This window comes from Pseudomonas sp. GW821-FHT01E05, assembly GCF_059422425.1.
Genome location: NZ_JBWKWW010000005.1, coordinates 495,551 through 513,270 on the forward strand (window position 1 = coordinate 495,551; position 17,720 = coordinate 513,270).

Here is a 17,720-nt window from a genome sequence, read left to right on the forward strand (position 1 = left end):
TGCCATGGCTCTGCTGAAACGACTGGCCGAAGGCGACCGCCCGGCCCTGAACTTTACCCTCGATGGCCAACCGGCCAGCGGCTTGCTCGGCGACACCTTGCTGACCGCCGTCCTGACGAGCGGCGAACACCTGCGCGGCAGCGACTTCAGCGCCGAACCCCGCGCCGGGTTCTGCCTGATGGGCGCCTGTCAGGATTGCTGGGTTCGCTTGGGCGACGGCCGCCGGGTGCGCGCCTGCTCGACGCTGCTCGAAGCCGGGCAAAGCGTCAGCCGTGAACCGGGGCGCAGGTCATGAAGACGCCTGCTGTGGTCATCGTCGGTGCCGGTCCGGCGGGCATTCGTGCCGCGCAAACCCTGGTCGCCCATGGCCTGCGTCCTTGTCTGCTGGATGAGGCAACACGCGGCGGCGGGCAGATCTATCGGCGTCAACCGGAAAACTTCAAACGCTCGGCGGCCATGCTCTATGGCTTTGAAGCGCGCAAGGCGATCGCCCTGCATGACACCCTCGACGGGCTGCGCGAACAGCTCGACTATCGCCCCGACACACTGGTCTGGAATGCCGAAGCCGGCGCCCTCGATACTCTGCGTCAGGGCCGCGCCGGACACATCGAATATTCCCGGGTGATCGTCGCCACCGGCGCCACCGACCGCATTCTGCCGGTGCCCGGCTGGACGCTGCCCGGGGTCTACAGCCTTGGTGCAGCGCAGATCGCGCTGAAGTTCCAGGGCTGCGCCATTGGTGAGCGTGTAGTGTTCGCTGGCAGCGGACCCTTGCTGTACCTGGTCGCCTACCAGTACGCCAAGGCTGGCGCCAAAGTGCTCGCGGTACTCGACAGTTCGCCCTTCAGCGCTCAGGTTCGGGCCCTGCCCGGCTTGCTCGGGCAACCGACGACCCTGGCCAAAGGCATCTATTACCGATCCTGGCTGACCGCTCACGGCATTGCGGTTCATCAAGGTGCAACCCTCGAACGAATCGACGGCGAGCGAGGGGTGCACTCCCTGACCTGGCGCAACGCCCAGGGTGAACAGCGTCTGGACTGTGACGCCGTGGCATTTGCCCATGGCCTGCGCAGCGAAACCCAGCTCGCCGATCTGCTGGGTTGCGAGTTCAGCTGGAACCCGTTGAACCGCGCCTGGCTACCGCAGCGCGACGCCAGCGGACGCAGCAGCATCGCCGAGGTCTACCTGGCCGGCGACGGTGCCGCAATCATGGGCGCCGAGGCAGCGGAAATGGCCGGCGAACGGGCCGCCCTGGCGGTACTGGAAGACATTGGTTACCCCATCGATCCGGAGCGCTCTGCCGACCTGGAAAAATCCCTGAAACGCATCGGCCGGTTCCGCGAAGGTCTGGAGCAGGCCTTCGAGTTTCCCGAACACTGGGCCAAGGGAGCCACGGATGAGCTGATGGTCTGCCGCTGCGAGGAGGTGCGCGCCGGTGAGTTGCGCAGCGTGGTCCGCGAAGGTCATTGGGAAATCAATCGGGTCAAGGCCCATTGCCGGGTTGGCATGGGCCGCTGTCAGGGCCGGATGTGCGGCGCGGCGGCGGCGGAAATCATCGCCCGGGAAAGCGGTCGCGAGTTGCACGCCATCGGCCGCTTGCGCGCGCAGGCGCCGATCAAGCCGCTGCCTTTCGGTCTGGAGGCAGAGCAATGAACGAAGTCGATGCGGTGATTATTGGCGGCGGTATCGTCGGCACCTCGGCAGCCCTGGCGCTTTGTCGCTCCGGGCGTAGCGTGGTGCTGCTGGAACGGGATTTCTGCGGCTCGCATTCCAGTGGCGTGAATTACGGCGGCGTACGCCGTCAGGGCCGCCCGCTCTCGCAATTGCCGCTGTCGCAACGGGCCCATGAAATCTGGGCCAGGCTACCGGAGTTGATCGGAATCGATGGCGAGTATCAGCGCAGCGGCCATCTCAAACTGGCCAGAAGCTTTCGCGACATGGTCGCCTTGCAGGATTACGCCGACAGCAGCCGCGGCTTTGGCCTTGGGTTGCAGGTACTCGATCGCGGGCAATTGCGCGCGCGTTTCCCTTGGGTCGGCGATGTCGCGGTGGGCGCCTCGTTGTGCCCGGACGACGGCCAAGCCAATCCGCGTCTGGTATCGCCAGCCTTTGCCCGTGCGGCACGGCAACTGGGCACACAGATTCATGAACAGAGTGCCGTCACTGACGTGTCTCATGACGGACAACGGTTTGAGGTCCGGACTGCAGGCGGGTTAAAAGTCCGCGCACCCTGGCTGCTCAATTGCGCCGGAGCTTGGGCCGACAGCCTCGCGGCGCAATTCGGCGAGCCAGTGCCAATGCATTCCGGCCACCCGGCAATGTTGGTCACCGAACCGCTACCAATGGTGATGGACGTCAGCACCGGGGTCGAAGGCGGCGGCATTTACGCCCGACAAGTTGCCCGGGGTAACTGCGTACTCGGTGGCGGCCAAGGCTTTGCGCTCGACACCGCACGGGCGCGGCCAGGACAAAGCGCGGTACTGGAGATTCTGCGTCAGGCCGTCGAGCTCTACCCGTTTCTCGAAGGTGCCCAGGCCATCCGAACCTGGAGCGGCACCGAAGGCTACTTGCCGGATCGCCAGCCGGTGATCGGCCCCAGTTCCACCCAGCCTGGTCTGTTGCACGCCTTCGGCTTTGCCGGGGCGGGCTTTCAGATCGGTCCTGCGGTCGGCGAGGTGCTGGCCGAAATGGTCTGCACCGGCGCTTCGTCAACACCGCTCGAAGCGTTTTCCATCACCCGGTTTCACTCCATCCCAGTTGTTTGATAGAGGAAGGTCGCGCCAATGAACCACGCCAAACGCAAAGCACTGATCGGATTGTCCTGCCTGCCCCTGACCGCTCTGCTCGCCGCCGCCCCGGCTCAGGCCGAGCCGACACTTTATCTGGGCATGAACGGCGGGACTATGGAGCGCCTGTATGCTGACAAGGTGCTGCCGCCCTTTGAGAAGGCCAACAACGTCAAAGTGGTGATCGTCCCGGGCACCTCGGCTGACATTCTGGCCAAGGTCCAGGCCAGCAAGGACAACCCGCAGATGCACGTGATCTTCCTCGACGACGGCATCATGTACCGCGCCATCTCCATGGGCCTGTGCGACAAACTCCAGGACAGCGCGCCACTGGCGCAGATCCCGGCCAAGGGGCGGATCAAGGACCAGGCGGTGGCTGTCAGCCTGGGCGTCACCGGTCTTGCCTACAACACGCGAATGTTCAAGGAAAAGGGCTGGAACGCACCGACCTCGTGGATGGACATGGCCGACTCGCGGTTCAAGGACAAAGTGGTGTTCCAGTCTATGGCCTCATCGACCTTCGGCCTGCATGGATTCTTGATGTTCAACCGCATTCAGGGCGGCAGCGAGACCGATGTCGAACCCGGTTTCAAGGCTTGGCCAAATACGGTCGGGCGCAACGTGCTGGAGTACATTCCCAGCTCGGCAAAAATTTCCGAGATGCTGCAGACCGACGAAGCCGCGCTGTTCCCGTTGACCCCGACCCAGGTCACAGCGTTGAAACTGCGCGGTATGCCGGTGGAATATGCGCAACCCAAGGAAGGCGCGGTGGTGCTCAACGTCGCCGAATGCGCCATTGCCAATAACACTCAACCGGAACTGGCACAGAAACTCGCGGCCTTCCTGCTGACACCCGAAGCGCAAGCCGCGGCCCTTGAAGACGGCGACCAGATCCCGTCCAACCCCAACACCCCGACCACCGACAAGACCCGTGGTCAGGTCGAGGCGATGAAGCAGTATCTGCAAACGGCCATCGCCGTCGACTGGGATCAAGTCAACGAACGGCGCCCGGCGTGGAATGCCCGGTGGAACCGGAGTATCGAGCGCTAGGGGGCTCGGATACCAACAAAATCTAATGTGGGAGCGGGCTTGCTCGCGATGGACTCAAGGGCGGCGCGTTTATCCAGCAAACACGCGTTATCGTTAACGTCCATCGCGAGCAAGCTCGCTCCTACACCAATCTCAACGCCAACGCCTTGGCCTGACTGGCCACATCCGTCACCGCAGTACTTTCCCACCACATCCCGCGCAATGGCGGGCCCATGGTGAACAAGCGGTCGGCGACCTGCCCATTGGCATTGACCAGCGCGCCGCCCGCATCGGCGGCAATCCCCAGCGCCAGCGGTCCCGGCTGAATCAGACCGCGAGCCAGCAGTTGCTGCGGCAAGGGCCGGGCCACGCGGCGCCAGTCGTATTCGATCCCGCTGGAGTTGATCAGCGCCGCACCACTGACCAAGGTGGTGTGCACCTCTCCACGTCGACGAATGCGAATACTCACCTGGCCGTCAGCCGATGGCTCGAGGCCCTTGAATGACGCTGCCTGAATCCGCAAGCGCCCCTCGGCGTGCAAACGCTCCACCAGCTCGGCACTCAACGGCGGCGAACGGTGATGGTGACTCTCCCACCACGGCCGTACATGCCGCACGAACTGCCGGCGTTGCACATCGGTCGCCTGGCTCCACAAACGGCCGATATGCGCCCGCACGGTGTCCAGCGGCGCTTGCCAGTCGATACCGGTCGCCAGTGCCGCCTGGCAATGACGACGCACTTCGCGCAGCAACTGTTTCGGGCTGCGGATGCTGTGATCCTCGGCAAGAAAATCCACCCAGCCCGGGGGTTGGCGGCGGATATGGGGCAACAGTCCGTGCCGGGAAAACACCTCGATCGGCCCGCGATGTCCGGCCTGTTCCAGCGACACCACGGCATCGACCATGGTCAGCCCGGAGCCGATGATCAGCACCGTAGACTGCGGATCTAGTCGGGTCATGGCCGAAACATCCCAAGGGTCCACCGCTGCAGCATTCAAACCGCTGGATTCGGTTTGCGGCGTGCGTGCGGCCGGGAACATGCCCGTGGCCAGTACCGCGAACGCACCGCGCAGTTGCGTGCCGTCGCCGAGGGTCAACAGCGCCCCGGTTTCGTCCGTTTGCAGATCGACCACTTCCCCACGGACATGCTCGACGCTGGAGCCATTGCGCGCGCCAACAGCCTGCGCTTCGGCCAGTCGTTGCTGCACATACAGTCCAAAGATCCCCCGTGGCGGGAACAACTCACTGACCGGCACCTGCTGCTGATCCGACTCCGGCCAGCCACCGGCGGCGATGAACTCGCTCAGCCATTGGGTCAGGTCATCGGCATTGTCCGGGTCGACGCTCATGCGCGCGGCATTGCCGTTCAAGGTATGTCCCAACTCGACCGCGCTGTAGGCCTCGCCCCGACCCAATTCAGCACGGGGCTCGATCACCAGTACCTGACGCCTGCCTGGCAGACGCAACAGCTGCGCCGTCAGCAACGCGCCACTCAAGCCACCGCCGACGATCAGAATGTCAGCGTTGCGGATGGCGTGGGTGGCCTGTCTTTTGGTTTCGCTCATGCCGTTCTCACTTGTCATTCGTCCCAAAATGGTAGTGGTTCCCGCTGCCCGAATCAGATCACCACATTGCGCACGAAACGCGCTGCCACCGGCCCATCGTTGCGGTAGGAGTGAGGCTGGTTACTGGCGAACATGAAGAACTCCCCGGCTTCAAGCGTGCGCGCCTGATCGCCGAGCATCAGCGTCAGACAGCCATCGAACACATAAAGCTGCTCGCTCCAGCCCTCGGCATCCGGTTCGGACAGATACTGCTCGCCCGGTTCCAGCCGCCATTCCCACAACTCGACTTCACGGCTGGCCGTGGCCTTGGCCAGCAACACCGCTTTGCTGCCGGGGATTACCCCGGCCCAGGCCAGCTCATTGATGCGGCTCGAATCCCGGGCATCGGGGGCCTGGATCAGGTCGCTGAAAGCAACATCCAGGGCTTCGGCGACCCGATCCAGTGTCGTCAGGCTGACGTTCTTCTCGCCAGCTTCGATGGCCACCAGCATTCGTCGACTGACGCCGGATTTTTCCGCCAGCGCCGTCTGGCTCAACTGCGCGACATGTCGCAGGCGACGTACGTTCTGACTGACGTGTTGAAGGACGGAGGCGCGCTGCGCAGGATCTTTGTGCACTATATTGCTCACTTGACTGGATTGCGCAGTATACTGCCCAAATTCAGGCGCATTGTGCGTCCCACTCAGGTAGCGCGCAAGGCCATGACGTCGGTGAAATCCCCCCAATCATCTCCCCTGTTCTCGCGATTCAGCAAAGCTGAATGTGCGCTGGTACTGATTACCATGGTCTGGGGCGGGACATTTCTGCTGGTGCAAAATGCGATGACCGTCAGCGGCCCGATGTTTTTCGTCGGTTTGCGGTTCGCTGCGGCCGCAAGCATCGTGGCGCTGTTCTCGTACCGTAGCCTGCGCCATTTGACCCTGTTCGAGTTCAAGGCCGGCGCCTTCATCGGGATGGCGATCATGCTGGGTTACGGTCTGCAGACCGTGGGTTTACAGACCATTCCCAGCAGTCAGTCGGCCTTCATTACTGCGCTCTACGTCCCTTTTGTACCGTTGCTGCAATGGTTGGTGTTCGGGCGTCGACCGGGATTGATGCCGAGCATTGGCATCATGCTGGCGTTCACCGGTCTGATGCTGCTTTCCGGCCCAAGTGGCACATCGCTGAATTTCAGCCCGGGGGAAATTGCCACGTTGATCAGCACCATCGCGATCGCTGCCGAAATCATTTTGATCAGCACCTACGCCGGGCAGGTCGATGTTCGCCGGGTCACGGTTGTGCAACTGGCCATTACGTCGGTGCTGGCATTTCTGATGGTGGTGCCGACGCAGGAAGCCATTCCTGAATTTTCCTGGCTGCTGCTGATTAGCGCTTTGGGCCTGGGCGCGGCCAGTGCGGCGATTCAGCTGGCGATGAACTGGGCGCAAAAAAGCGTTTCACCGACCCGCGCGACATTGATCTATGCCGGTGAGCCGGTATGGGCCGGGATCGTCGGGCGCCTGGCGGGTGAACGGTTACCGGCGATTGCCTTGCTGGGTGCAGGGTTGATCGTGGCGGCGGTGATCGTCAGCGAGTTGAAGACCAAGGGCAATGGTGCGGCTGAGGCTGAGGAAGCATTGGAGCGAGAAACCCTGAGGTAACCTGGACCGCCAAAGATGATCGTTCCTACGCTGCGCGTGGGAACGATCGCAGACGGGGCGTCAACACGAGGAAAATCAGCGCTTTTGCACCTACCTTGTAGGATCCTGCCACAGCTTGGCAGTTGGTGATCCGGGGTACGGCACGTATGATCCTTCACAAACCTCCGCAGATTAGAAGCCTATGTCCCTGATAGTTCTACTGCTTTTGCCTTTTATCGGCAGCTTTCTGGCGGCCCTGCTGCCGCACAACGCGCGTAACACTGAATCCCTGCTGGCCGGTCTGGTTGCACTGATCGGCACGATACAAGTCGCCATGCTCTACCCGCAGATCGCCCACGGCGGCGTCATTCGCGAAGAATTCTTCTGGCTGCCCAGCCTGGGCTTGAATTTCGTCCTGCGCATGGATGGCTTTGCCTGGCTGTTTTCGATGCTGGTGCTCGGCATCGGCACACTGGTATCGCTGTACGCGCGCTATTACATGTCACCGGAAGATCCGGTGCCGCGCTTCTTTGCATTTTTCCTGGCGTTTATGGGCGCCATGCTCGGCCTGGTGATCTCCGGCAATCTGATTCAAATCGTATTTTTCTGGGAACTGACCAGCCTGTTCTCGTTCCTGTTGATCGGCTATTGGCACCACCGTGCCGATGCCCGCCGTGGCGCCTATATGGCGTTGATGGTGACCGGCGCGGGTGGCCTGTGCCTGCTGGCGGGAGTCATGTTGCTCGGCCATGTCGTCGGCAGCTACGACCTGGACAAGGTGCTCGCTGCCGGTGACCTGATACGCGCCCATGCCCTTTACCCGATTCTACTGCCCCTGATCCTGATCGGCGCCTTGAGCAAAAGCGCACAATTTCCCTTCCACTTCTGGCTTCCCCACGCCATGGCCGCACCGACACCGGTCTCGGCCTATCTGCACTCGGCAACCATGGTCAAAGCCGGGGTGTTTCTTCTCGCGCGGCTTTGGCCGTCACTTTCCGGCAGCGAAGAATGGTTCTATATCGTCGGCGGTGCCGGTGCCTGCACCCTGTTGCTGGGCGCCTACTGCGCAATGTTCCAGAACGATCTCAAAGGTCTGCTCGCCTACTCGACCATCAGCCACCTGGGTCTGATTACGCTGTTGCTGGGACTCAACAGCCCGCTGGCCGCCGTCGCGGCGGTGTTCCACATTCTCAACCACGCTACCTTCAAGGCCTCGCTGTTCATGGCCGCCGGTATCATCGACCATGAAAGCGGCACCCGCGACATCCGCAAGCTCAGCGGCTTGATCCGGCTGATTCCGTTCACTGCGACCCTGGCCATGGTCGCCAGCGCCTCGATGGCCGGCGTGCCGTTGCTCAACGGTTTCCTGTCAAAAGAGATGTTCTTCGCCGAGACCGTGTTCATTTCCGCCACTGCCTGGGTCGAAATGACTCTGCCGGTGATCGCCACCATCGCTGGCACGTTCAGCGTCGCCTATTCCCTGCGCTTCACCGTCGACGTGTTCTTCGGCCCAGCGGCCACTGACCTTCCCCACACCCCCCACGAACCGCCACGCTGGATGCGCGCGCCGGTCGAGTTGCTGGTATTCACTTGCCTGGTGGTGGGGATCTTCCCGGCTCAGGTGGTCGGCTCGCTGCTGGCAGCGGCCGCTCTGCCGGTGGTCGGCGGCACACTGCCCGAGTACAGCCTGGCCATCTGGCACGGCTGGAACGCGCCGATGATCATGAGCCTGATCGCCATGTCCGGCGGCATCGTGCTCTATCTGCTGTTGCGCAATCAGCTCAAGCGCGGGCGTTTCAACTACCCGCCGATCATCAATTACTTCAACGGCAAGCGGATGTTCGAGCGCAGCCTGGTGTTCATGATGCGCACGGCCCGGCGCATCGAGCGGCGGGTCAGCACCAAGCGCCTGCAAACCCAATTGTTCCTGCTGGTACTGATGGCGGTACTCGCCGGGTTGATCCCGATGCTCCACTACAGCCTGAACTGGGGTGACCGGCCGAAGATTGAGGGTTCGATCGTGTTCGTTGCCCTCTGGCTGTTGGCGATGGCCTGCGCCCTCGGCGCCGCCTGGCAAGCCAAGTATCACCGGCTCGCGGCCCTGACCATGGTCAGCGTCTGCGGCTTGATGACGTGCGTGACCTTCGTCTGGTTCTCGGCACCGGACCTGGCCTTGACCCAGCTGGTGGTCGAAGTGGTAACAACGGTGTTGATCCTTCTCGGTCTGCGCTGGTTGCCACGGCGGATCGAAGACGTCTCGCCATTGCCAAGCAGCCTGCCCAAGGCACGCATTCGCCGTCTGCGCGACTTGCTGCTGTCGACGGTGGTCGGTGGCGGCATGGCGTTGTTGTCCTACGCCATGCTGACCCGTCAGACGCCCAACGATATCTCCTCGTTCTACCTCAGCCGCGCACTGCCGCAAGGTGGTGGCAGCAACGTGGTCAACGTAATGCTGGTGGACTTCCGCGGCTTCGACACCCTCGGCGAAATCACTGTGCTTGCGGCTGTATCCCTGACCGTATTCGCCCTGCTGCGACGCTTCCGCCCGCCCAAGGAGAGCATGCAGTTGCCGGCTCAGCAGCGTTTGCTGGCACCCGACGTGGTGACCGATCTGGTCAACCCGCGCCACGCCAGCGACACCGCACTGGGCTTCATGATGGTTCCGGCGGCGCTGGTGCGGTTGTTGCTGCCGATTGCCGTGGTGGTGTCGTTCTACCTGTTCATGCGCGGGCATAACCAACCGGGCGGCGGTTTCGTTGCCGGGCTGGTGATGTCGGTGGCGTTCATCCTGCAATACATGGTCGCCGGCACCCAATGGGTCGAGGCGCAGATGAGTCTACGGCCGGTGCGCTGGATGGGCACCGGACTGCTGTTCGCCACCGTCACCGGGCTGGGCGCGATGGCCGTCGGCTATCCGTTCCTGACCACCCACACCTGGCACCTCGGGCTGCCGATAGTGGGCGACATCCATATCGCCAGCGCGCTGTTCTTCGATATCGGCGTATACGCCGTGGTAGTCGGTTCGACGCTGCTGATCCTCACCGCCCTGGCTCACCAATCGGTGCGCGGCCATAAACCGGGCATCCAGGTCAAACCCATTGCCACGCCAGGAGCCATCTGATGGAAGCAGTCATCGCAATTGCCATTGGGGTTCTGGCAGCTTCCGGGGTCTGGCTGCTGCTACGCCCCCGGACCTTTCAGGTAGTGATGGGTCTGTGCCTGTTGTCCTACGGAGTCAATCTGTTCATTTTCAGCATGGGAAGCCTGTTTATCGGCAAGGAACCGATCATCAAGGACGGCGTGCCGCAGGACCTGCTGCACTACACCGATCCGCTGCCGCAAGCCCTGGTGCTGACCGCTATCGTCATCAGCTTCGCCATGACCGCACTGTTTCTGGTGGTGCTGTTGGCATCCCGGGGCCTGACCGGTACCGACCATGTGGATGGCCGGGAGCCTAAAGAATGAGCGGGATGCCCCATCTGATTGCTGCACCGATTCTGCTGCCGTTGCTGACAGCCGCCCTGATGCTGATGCTCGGTGAAAAACATCGACCACTCAAAGCCCGGATCAACCTGTTCTCGAGCATGCTTGGTCTGGGGATTTCGGTACTGCTGATGCAGTGGACCGAGCAAACAGGCGTGCCCGGTTCCATCGGTGTGTACCTGCCGGGCAACTGGCAGGTACCGTTTGGCATTGTGCTGGTGGTCGATCGCCTGTCAGCGCTGATGCTGGTGCTGACAGGAATCATCGGCGTCTGCGCCCTGTTGTTCGCCATGGCCCGCTGGGACAGTGCCGGGGCGAGTTTCCACGCGCTGTTCCAGATCCAGTTGATGGGCCTTTACGGCGCCTTCCTGACCGCTGACCTGTTCAACCTGTTCGTGTTCTTCGAAGTGCTGCTGGCAGCCTCCTACGGGTTGATGCTGCATGGTTCGGGTCGGGCACGAGTGTCGTCGGGCCTGCATTACATTTCGATCAACCTGCTTGCCTCCTCGCTGTTCCTGATTGGCGCGGCGCTGATCTACGGCGTCACCGGCACGCTGAACATGGCTGACCTGGCGCTGAAAATCCCGCTGGTGCCGCAGGCTGATCGCGGCCTGCTGCATGCCGGTGCGGCGATCCTCGCGGTAGCGTTCCTGGCCAAGGCTGGCATGTGGCCGCTGAATTTCTGGCTGGTGCCGGCCTACTCCTCGGCCAGCGCGCCGGTAGCGGCGATGTTCGCGATCATGACCAAGGTCGGCGTGTATACCTTGCTGCGCTTGTGGACCCTGCTGTTCTCCGGGCAAGCCGGTGCTTCGGCATACTTTGGCGGTGACTGGCTGGTCTACGGCGGTATGGCGACGATCGTCTGCGCAGCGCTGGCGATCCTCGCGGCGCAACGGCTGGAACGCATGGCGAGCCTGAGCATCTTGGTCTCGGCGGGGATTCTGCTGTCAGCCGTCGGTTTCGCCCAACCGAACCTCACCGCCGGCGCGCTGTTCTATCTGGTCAGCTCGACCCTGGCGTTGAGCGCACTGTTCCTGCTGGCGGAACTGATCGAACGTTCGCGCTCAGCCCATGAAATGCCGCTGGACGATGAGATCGAAGCCTTGCCAAGACCGCTGGAGTCCTTGCAGCCGCCCAAAGGCACCAACCTCGATGACGATCAAAAAGCCGTGGTCGGTCAGGTGATTCCGTGGACCATGGCCTTTCTCGGCTTGAGCTTCATTGCCTGCGCCCTGCTGATCATCGGCATGCCGCCGCTGTCGGGGTTCATCGGCAAGCTCGGTTTACTCAGCGCCCTGCTCAACCCACTGGGACTGGGCAACGCTGCCGACCAGCCAGTTTCGAATGCCGCCTGGGGTTTGCTGGCGCTGTTGATCCTTTCCGGACTGGCTTCACTGATCGCCTTCTCGCGGATGGGCATCCAACGCTTCTGGACACCCAAGGAGCGCCCGTCGCCACTGCTGCGACGCCTGGAATGCGTGCCGATCATTGCCTTGTTGGGCCTGAGCATCCTGCTGACGTTCAAGGCCGAACCGCTGCTGCGTTATACCCAGGCCGCTGCCGACACCCTGAATGACCCGCAGCAATACGTCATGGCGGTGCGAGGCACGCGCACAGTGCCGAGTCCCGAAGCCAAAGCTGCGCTGCCGGAGGTGCAACCATGAAGCGTCTGTTCCCTGCTCCATGGCTGTCGCTGGCGCTCTGGCTGTTGTGGCTGGTGCTGAACCTGTCTGTCAGCCCCGGCAACCTGCTGCTCGGTGCCGTGCTTGGCTTTGCCGCGCCGCTGATGATGAAACCCTTGCGGCCACTGCCGATCCGCGTTCGCCGGCCCGGGGTCATTGTGCGGTTGTTTTTCCTGGTCGGTCGCGATGTGCTGGTGTCCAACATCGCTGTCGCCTGGGGCGTGTTGAACGCCGGGCGCCGGGCGCCGCGCTCCAGGTTCATCAAGGTGCCACTGGAGCTGCGTGACGCCAATGGCCTGGCCGCGCTGTCGATGATTACCACGGTGATTCCCGGCACCGTTTGGTCGGAGCTGGCGCTGGACCGCAGCATTTTGCTGCTGCATGTATTCGATCTGGATAACGACGCGCAATTCATCCAGCACTTCAAGACGACTTATGAGCGTCCATTGATGGAGATCTTCGAATGAGTGCCCTGCTCTCGAATGCGGTTCTGCTGAGTCTGTTGCTTTTTTCCGTGGCCATGGCCCTGACCCTGATCCGTCTGTTCAAAGGCCCGTCGGCCCAGGACCGGGTTCTGGCACTGGACTATCTGTACATCCTCGCGATGCTGATGATGCTGGTGCTGGGTATCCGCTATGCCAGTGACACCTACTTCGAAGCGGCACTGCTGATTGCCCTGTTTGGCTTTGTCGGCTCGTTTGCGCTGGCGAAATTCCTGCTGCGTGGCGAGGTGATCGAATGAATCCTTTCAGCCAATTGCCACTCTGGGTCGAGATTCCAGTGGCCATCCTCCTGGTGCTCGGCAGCCTGTTTGCCCTGATTGGCGCATTCGGTCTGCTACGGATGAAGGACTACTTCCAGCGCATGCACCCACCCGCCCTGGCGTCGACATTGGGTGCCTGGTGCGTGGCGCTGGCTTCGATCATCTATTTCTCGGCACTCAAGTCCGGTCCGGTACTGCACGCCTGGCTCATCCCGATTCTGCTGTCGATCACCATGCCGGTGACCACCTTGCTGCTGGCTCGGGCGGCGTTGTTCCGCAAGCGTATGGCTGGAGATGATGTGCCGGCGGAAGTGAGCAGTCGCAGAACCGAGGGTGGGAGCTGAGCGAAGTTGTGTCGCCTGACAGGCCGTCATCGCGGGCAAGTCGGATCGCCGCACCGCTCGCTCCTACAAGGGCCGCATAAAACCTGTAGGAGCGAGGCTTGCCCGCGAAAAATTTTGAAGCCGCCCATCAACCCCAGGCCACCGCCAGCAACCCAAAGCCCAACACCACGCACAGCGGTGAAAACGCCCAAGTGTCCAGCCGGGCAAACTTCGAACCACCGACTTGTTTGAAGAACCCCACCAGGTTGGAGTCGCCGATTGCACGAGCGAACATCACCAGCGCAATCGCGGTGATCGCCCATTGCAGCGACCAATGGGAAACCACTGACACAAACAACCCGACTCGCAGACAGACCAGCACCGCAATCACCGCCAACCCTGCGGCCACCAACAGTGTGCCGAGCGCAGAGGGTTTGAACGCCGGTATCAACTCCCCGCCAGACGTGCCCGGCACCTGCGGCACTGCCGCATCACTGCCGGTCCTGCCGCCTAGCGCCCAATACAGATGGATCAGGCTGATCAACGCAAAAATACCGGCAATCCCTTGAGCAACCAAAAGCATCATGACCAGCCATCCTTTTCCAATCCCTTCACTTTAAAGCCGATGACACCTTGTCAGCCACATCCTTGGGCACCCACACCTGCCACACATCTGGATGCGCCTTCATAAACGCTTCGGCGGCCTGACGTGGCGCCGTGTGTTTTTCGCTCATGCCGGCCAACGCCTTGTTCAAGGGATCGATAGGCAAATCGACCTTGGTGAAGAACTCGGTGAGTTGCGGGTATTGCTTGCGAAACGGCGTGGAGACGCCAATGGACAGCTTCGACGCCAGGGAGCGTGTTGGCTTGGGATTCGGGTTGTCGGCGTCGGTCAGGGTTTTCCACGCCTCGGCGTCGAACGGCGGCTCTTGCAGTTGAATCAGCTTGAAACGCCCCAGTAACGGCGTGGGTGACCAGTAATAAAACAGCACCGGTTTGCCACGACGAATCGAGGAACTGATTTCTGCATCCAGCGCCGCGCCGGAGCCACTGCGAAAATTCACATAGCTGTCGGTCAGGCCATAGGCCTTGAGCTTCTGCTGGTTGACCACTTCCGAGGTCCAGCCGATCGGACTGTTGAGGAAGCGCCCTTTACCCGGACTTTCCGGATCACTGAAGACCTCCTTGTAACGCGGCAGATCGGACACGCTGCGCAAGTCCGGCGCCAGGGGTTTGATCCCTTTGGCCGGATCCCCCTTGACTACATACTCCGGAACCCACCAGCCTTCGGTCGCACCCTTGACCGTGTCGCCAAGGCTCGCCACCTTGCCCTCGGCCTCGGCCTTGACCCATACCGGGCTGCGTCCGGCCCACTCTTCGCCGATGACCTGAATGTCATTGTTGGCCAACGCAGTTTCCAGCGTGATGGTCGTGCCGGGAAGCATATCGGTAGGCAGTCCATACCCCTTCTCGACAATAATGCGCAGGATCTCGGTGATCAGGCTGCCGCTTTCCCAGTTCAGGTCAGCAAAATGAATGGGTGCCGGGGCAGCAGCTACCGGGACGGACGCAGTCAACAAACCGAGAGTGGTCAATGTGCTGGCCAGCAGCACCCTAAATCCTTTCATGCTTTTGCACCTCGTGCTTTTCACAGCAACAGCAGGATGATCTTCCACAGGAAGACCGCAAGCGTCTCTTAGTCAATCAACTGACTGTAGTAGAGGTTCCTGCATTCGAGGCATGACGGTTACTTTTCGCAGGATTCCTGCAAACGTTTTAACTCCCGTCGAACCATGCTGGCGTACTCCGCCGGGCGCAAGCTGTAGATCTCTGAGGCCACCCAACCCAACCAGGCACCTTGCAGAACGGCCTTCTGTGTGAACAGACGAAGGGCCTGCGCGCGAGCACTCTCAAGGTTCTGCCCATGAAAGTCGGCACGGGTCAGCGTCATTACTCGCTGGCCTTGAACGTAAGCTCGCCCTTGCGCCATTTCGCCGCTTTGCCCGTCACCGCTTTCAAGGTCTTGGTCAATCCGCCTTCCAACTGCGCGTTGGCGGCAAACACCGTCACGACGGTTTGCCCCTCCTTGAACAGGATTGCGTGCCCATCGGCCGTGGTGACAAACGCATATTCGCCCAGACCATAGACCGTGAGCTTGATCTCGCGAAACTTGATTTCAAACTTGCCACCTTCACGGCTGGGCAATACCGCAGCCCTGAAATGGTCACCCACTTTGAGTTCCAGACGCGGTTTGTCATCGACGACCAATGCCGTTTCGGTATCGATCTCGGCGATGTAGATGCCTTCAGCGCTCTGTTCGGTGATATAGACGAAACGTGATTGAAACTGTTTGACCAGCTTTGCGCGCAAATCACCCAGCACGAACAAAGCGTGCATATCGAGATTACTTACTGCCAAGGAAACGTCCCCGAATCTAAAAATGACTCTGCCCGCACGAAAAGCAGACAGCACAAAAAGCCGCCACGTCGGTATTGTCACGACAATGACTAGCGCTCAAATCCCTGAACAACGTTAAACATCCCTTCAACACAAGGCAGGCGAAGCCCGGCACAGCGACGCTGACGCTGTCTCGCCATGCCGTCGTCAGACCTTGAAGAAAATCGCCCTTCCAGGCGCCAGAGAATACTGAACTATCAACTTCAGGGAGAAAACTCTTTAAAAAAGCACTCTTGCGGCCTATTGCCAGAAAAAATGCTTCAGATACACCTGAACCTCAAGCGTCGAAGACAATTCTAGAGCAGCTTCGGCACGCCGACCAGCGTTTGCCGGTGGTAGTCGTTTCGTCACACCGATGACTTAACTCAGCCGCCGGCAGGCAACAACTGCCATACTGGCCCAACCATTGAAAACCGGCCTGCGCGGCTGTACTTCAAAAACACAATAATTTCCAAGGGAAAGCGTTACGTGACGGAATTTGATATAGGCGAGTTTTTCATCCATGGCGAGGCCAGGGAAGTAGAAGGCGAGTTTCAGGCAGTGATCGTGATGCGCGCCAAACCGCCACTAACCACCGTTACCGTCCATCAGGTGGAAAAGGACCGCTGGTTCAAGACTTCAGACGTTGCCGAAACGGCCGCCAGACAGGCCGCCAAGTCTCTTAAAGCGGCCGTCGATGAAGGAGCGCTGAAGGCCTGATGCCTCCCTGACGTGCTCTGCCCTTGCACAGGCAAAGCACGACCACGTTCAAACAGGCGTCAGATCAGCTTGCGCTTGATCGCTTCGTCCAGCGTGCTTTGGGTCAGTTGTTTGATGACCGCATCGCCACGTTCATTGAAAGGCAATCCGACGATCAGCAGCAATTGCATCCAGGTCCTGGTGTTTTCCCGTTTGACGACTTTGCCAAGCACATTGCCGTCTTTGTCCTTGAAGACCGTTTCCAGCGTAAATGTATTGCTGAACGTCGTAGGGATGACGAAAAACGTAAACCCGGTCAAGTAAGCGCTGACCAGACTTCCTTGCTCGTTATTGGTCAAGTTGGCGGTCACGTACAGGTTAGAGTCGACCTGCTGTGTTGTTACCGCCTGAAACTTGCCGGACTCCTTGAAGGTTTCCAGCAGGTTTTTTTCCACTGCGATTTGATTGACACCACCCCCCGACAGCTCGCCATTGAACTGATTCTGGGTGGTAACGCGCAGATAAACGTCTGGTTTTGTCTGAGTCGTCCGGGCGGGTGGCCATTGATCGACCGGTGCCAGATCATGCTGAGAATAAGAGATGCAACCGGTCAGCGAGCTGCTGGCCAGCAGCATTACGGCCAGGAAAAATCTGTTCATGAGAGGCTCAGTTCGTCGAAGGATTGCGCAGTTGAGGAGTGGCACTTGCGAGCAACTGAGCGATCAGATCGCGCAGCTGAGTGGCGCCCAGGCGGGTATTGAAATAGTCGGAGTTCCACAGGCCGATGTTCTTGTCGAGCTTGAGCTGCTCGACGGACCTGGCCAGTTGCTTGCCATGACGGTCTTCAATGATCAGCTCACCGGCCAGGTCGTATTTATCGACGTAAATCGGACCATTGGCCCAGATCCAGAGGGTCAGCGTAATCACAGATCCCGGGATGTAGGCCGGGTGCATGGTGCGTTTGCCTGCCAGGGACGTCAGATTGAATTTAAGGATGACGTCATCTTCTCCAGCCTTCACCGGAAACACGACGATCTTTTTGAAGTAGTCACTTTTCTCGACATACGCGCTGATCTGATCGGTCAACTGCTTGCTGCCAGCGGCACGCACGTTGTCGTCCAGGCGTGGGGCGGAAATCACCACATCGCTGACCTGCGCACCACGATCCAGCGTGGTGGTGGCGCGATTGGCGGGTTCGCCGATCGGCCCCAATGGGGTGAAAGAGACACAGCCGGTCAACGATAGACCGAGAACTACGGCCATCGCATAGAAAATACGCTTCACTGCTTACATCCTTTTTGGTTCTAAAGAGGATCAGGGGAGCGAAAAAGGCTTC

20 protein-coding genes are annotated in these 17,720 nt (G+C 60.8%); 12 read left to right on the forward strand and 8 right to left on the reverse strand.

All coding sequences use genetic code 11. The features are described from left to right. The first annotated feature begins 4 nt into the window (after window positions 1-4). Genes AC07W5_RS14155 through AC07W5_RS14170 form a run of 4 tightly spaced genes read left to right on the forward strand, consistent with a single transcriptional unit; the run spans window position 5 to window position 3,836 of the window. Entirely contained in the window at window positions 5-295 is a 291-nt protein-coding gene (locus AC07W5_RS14155; RefSeq protein ID WP_494995625.1) for a (2Fe-2S)-binding protein, read from the forward strand. Continuing rightward, window positions 292-1,653, forward strand: a complete 1,362-nt coding sequence (locus AC07W5_RS14160) for an FAD/NAD(P)-dependent oxidoreductase (protein ID WP_495023610.1) — start codon at window positions 292-294, stop codon at window positions 1,651-1,653. Before AC07W5_RS14155 ends, AC07W5_RS14160 begins: the two co-directional genes overlap by 4 nt. Continuing rightward, window positions 1,650-2,765 (forward strand): NAD(P)/FAD-dependent oxidoreductase, encoded by a 1,116-nt coding sequence (locus AC07W5_RS14165; protein WP_495023611.1) that lies wholly within the window; start codon window positions 1,650-1,652, stop codon window positions 2,763-2,765. Before AC07W5_RS14160 ends, AC07W5_RS14165 begins: the two co-directional genes overlap by 4 nt. A gap of 18 nt (window positions 2,766-2,783) precedes the next feature. Then, window positions 2,784-3,836 (forward strand): ABC transporter substrate-binding protein, encoded by a 1,053-nt coding sequence (locus AC07W5_RS14170; protein ID WP_495023612.1) that lies wholly within the window; start codon window positions 2,784-2,786, stop codon window positions 3,834-3,836. A 121-nt stretch (window positions 3,837-3,957) separates the two neighbouring features. Here AC07W5_RS14170 and AC07W5_RS14175 read toward each other — a convergent pair whose 3' ends face one another. Together AC07W5_RS14175 and AC07W5_RS14180 are read right to left on the reverse strand one after the other, a co-directional pair. Then, entirely contained in the window at window positions 3,958-5,379 is a 1,422-nt protein-coding gene (locus tag AC07W5_RS14175) for an FAD/NAD(P)-binding protein (RefSeq protein WP_495023613.1), read from the reverse strand. Between the two features lie 53 nt (window positions 5,380-5,432). Then, window positions 5,433-5,996, reverse strand: coding sequence for a helix-turn-helix domain-containing protein (locus AC07W5_RS14180; RefSeq protein WP_494995620.1), 564 nt, complete (start codon window positions 5,994-5,996; stop codon window positions 5,433-5,435). On the opposite strand from AC07W5_RS14180, the gene AC07W5_RS14185 reads away from it, so the two are divergent. The 7 genes from AC07W5_RS14185 (at window position 5,991) to AC07W5_RS14215 (ending at window position 13,270) form a co-directional block, all read left to right on the forward strand. Then, a complete protein-coding gene (locus AC07W5_RS14185) occupies window positions 5,991-7,019 on the forward strand; it encodes a DMT family transporter (RefSeq protein ID WP_495023614.1) in 1,029 nt (342 codons plus the stop codon). The genes AC07W5_RS14180 and AC07W5_RS14185 overlap by 6 nt on opposite strands. 181 nt (window positions 7,020-7,200) lie before the next feature. Continuing rightward, the gene (locus AC07W5_RS14190; RefSeq protein WP_495023615.1) at window positions 7,201-10,119 is read left to right on the forward strand and encodes a monovalent cation/H+ antiporter subunit A; all 2,919 of its coding nucleotides are present in this window, start codon (window positions 7,201-7,203) and stop codon (window positions 10,117-10,119) included. Continuing rightward, window positions 10,119-10,463, forward strand: coding sequence for a Na+/H+ antiporter subunit C (locus AC07W5_RS14195; RefSeq protein WP_494995617.1), 345 nt, complete (start codon window positions 10,119-10,121; stop codon window positions 10,461-10,463). Before AC07W5_RS14190 ends, AC07W5_RS14195 begins: the two co-directional genes overlap by 1 nt. Beyond that, the gene (locus AC07W5_RS14200; RefSeq protein WP_494995616.1) at window positions 10,460-12,145 is read left to right on the forward strand and encodes a monovalent cation/H+ antiporter subunit D; all 1,686 of its coding nucleotides are present in this window, start codon (window positions 10,460-10,462) and stop codon (window positions 12,143-12,145) included. The genes AC07W5_RS14195 and AC07W5_RS14200 overlap by 4 nt, the downstream gene beginning before the upstream one ends. Next, window positions 12,142-12,630 (forward strand): Na+/H+ antiporter subunit E, encoded by a 489-nt coding sequence (locus AC07W5_RS14205; RefSeq protein WP_494995615.1) that lies wholly within the window; start codon window positions 12,142-12,144, stop codon window positions 12,628-12,630. Before AC07W5_RS14200 ends, AC07W5_RS14205 begins: the two co-directional genes overlap by 4 nt. After that, on the forward strand, window positions 12,627-12,905 hold the full coding sequence (locus AC07W5_RS14210) for a K+/H+ antiporter subunit F (protein ID WP_494995614.1): 279 nt from the start codon (window positions 12,627-12,629) through the stop codon (window positions 12,903-12,905). The genes AC07W5_RS14205 and AC07W5_RS14210 overlap by 4 nt, the downstream gene beginning before the upstream one ends. Continuing rightward, window positions 12,902-13,270, forward strand: coding sequence for a Na+/H+ antiporter subunit G (locus AC07W5_RS14215; RefSeq protein ID WP_495013323.1), 369 nt, complete (start codon window positions 12,902-12,904; stop codon window positions 13,268-13,270). Before AC07W5_RS14210 ends, AC07W5_RS14215 begins: the two co-directional genes overlap by 4 nt. A gap of 127 nt (window positions 13,271-13,397) precedes the next feature. Here the strand turns inward: AC07W5_RS14215 and AC07W5_RS14220 are convergent, their stop codons facing one another. From AC07W5_RS14220 to AC07W5_RS14235, 4 genes are all read right to left on the reverse strand, one after another. Continuing rightward, a complete protein-coding gene (locus tag AC07W5_RS14220; RefSeq protein WP_495013324.1) occupies window positions 13,398-13,835 on the reverse strand; it encodes a DUF3995 domain-containing protein in 438 nt (145 codons plus the stop codon). A gap of 25 nt (window positions 13,836-13,860) precedes the next feature. Next, window positions 13,861-14,877, reverse strand: coding sequence for an ABC transporter substrate-binding protein (locus AC07W5_RS14225; RefSeq protein WP_495023616.1), 1,017 nt, complete (start codon window positions 14,875-14,877; stop codon window positions 13,861-13,863). Window positions 14,878-14,996: 119 nt separating this feature from the next. Continuing rightward, window positions 14,997-15,200 carry a hypothetical protein gene (locus AC07W5_RS14230; RefSeq protein ID WP_495013326.1) on the reverse strand — a complete coding sequence of 68 codons (204 nt, stop codon included), beginning with the start codon at window positions 15,198-15,200 and terminating at the stop codon, window positions 14,997-14,999. Continuing rightward, entirely contained in the window at window positions 15,200-15,667 is a 468-nt protein-coding gene (locus AC07W5_RS14235; protein ID WP_494995609.1) for a hypothetical protein, read from the reverse strand. The genes AC07W5_RS14230 and AC07W5_RS14235 overlap by 1 nt, the downstream gene beginning before the upstream one ends. A 507-nt stretch (window positions 15,668-16,174) precedes the next feature. On the opposite strand from AC07W5_RS14235, the gene AC07W5_RS14240 reads away from it, so the two are divergent. Further along, complete coding sequence (locus AC07W5_RS14240; protein WP_494995608.1) at window positions 16,175-16,405, forward strand: hypothetical protein; 231 nt, start codon at window positions 16,175-16,177, stop codon at window positions 16,403-16,405. A 59-nt stretch (window positions 16,406-16,464) separates the two neighbouring features. Here the strand turns inward: AC07W5_RS14240 and AC07W5_RS14245 are convergent, their stop codons facing one another. Next, window positions 16,465-17,043, reverse strand: coding sequence for a hypothetical protein (locus tag AC07W5_RS14245; protein ID WP_495013327.1), 579 nt, complete (start codon window positions 17,041-17,043; stop codon window positions 16,465-16,467). A 7-nt stretch (window positions 17,044-17,050) separates the two neighbouring features. After that, on the reverse strand, window positions 17,051-17,668 hold the full coding sequence (locus tag AC07W5_RS14250) for a hypothetical protein (protein WP_494995606.1): 618 nt from the start codon (window positions 17,666-17,668) through the stop codon (window positions 17,051-17,053). Window positions 17,669-17,720: the final 52 nt, after the last annotated feature.

Coding starts and splice junctions, on each gene's coding strand:
- AC07W5_RS14155 (WP_494995625.1), top strand. CDS start 5: ATGGCTCTGCTGAAACGACTGGCCGAAGGCGACCGCCCGGCCCTGAAC.
- AC07W5_RS14160 (WP_495023610.1), top strand. CDS start 292: ATGAAGACGCCTGCTGTGGTCATCGTCGGTGCCGGTCCGGCGGGCATT.
- AC07W5_RS14165 (WP_495023611.1), top strand. CDS start 1,650: ATGAACGAAGTCGATGCGGTGATTATTGGCGGCGGTATCGTCGGCACC.
- AC07W5_RS14170 (WP_495023612.1), top strand. CDS start 2,784: ATGAACCACGCCAAACGCAAAGCACTGATCGGATTGTCCTGCCTGCCC.
- AC07W5_RS14175 (WP_495023613.1), bottom strand. CDS start 5,379: ATGAGCGAAACCAAAAGACAGGCCACCCACGCCATCCGCAACGCTGAC.
- AC07W5_RS14190 (WP_495023615.1), top strand. CDS start 7,201: ATGTCCCTGATAGTTCTACTGCTTTTGCCTTTTATCGGCAGCTTTCTG.
- AC07W5_RS14195 (WP_494995617.1), top strand. CDS start 10,119: ATGGAAGCAGTCATCGCAATTGCCATTGGGGTTCTGGCAGCTTCCGGG.
- AC07W5_RS14200 (WP_494995616.1), top strand. CDS start 10,460: ATGAGCGGGATGCCCCATCTGATTGCTGCACCGATTCTGCTGCCGTTG.
- AC07W5_RS14205 (WP_494995615.1), top strand. CDS start 12,142: ATGAAGCGTCTGTTCCCTGCTCCATGGCTGTCGCTGGCGCTCTGGCTG.
- AC07W5_RS14210 (WP_494995614.1), top strand. CDS start 12,627: ATGAGTGCCCTGCTCTCGAATGCGGTTCTGCTGAGTCTGTTGCTTTTT.
- AC07W5_RS14215 (WP_495013323.1), top strand. CDS start 12,902: ATGAATCCTTTCAGCCAATTGCCACTCTGGGTCGAGATTCCAGTGGCC.
- AC07W5_RS14220 (WP_495013324.1), bottom strand. CDS start 13,835: ATGATGCTTTTGGTTGCTCAAGGGATTGCCGGTATTTTTGCGTTGATC.
- AC07W5_RS14225 (WP_495023616.1), bottom strand. CDS start 14,877: ATGAAAGGATTTAGGGTGCTGCTGGCCAGCACATTGACCACTCTCGGT.
- AC07W5_RS14230 (WP_495013326.1), bottom strand. CDS start 15,200: ATGACGCTGACCCGTGCCGACTTTCATGGGCAGAACCTTGAGAGTGCT.
- AC07W5_RS14245 (WP_495013327.1), bottom strand. CDS start 17,043: ATGAACAGATTTTTCCTGGCCGTAATGCTGCTGGCCAGCAGCTCGCTG.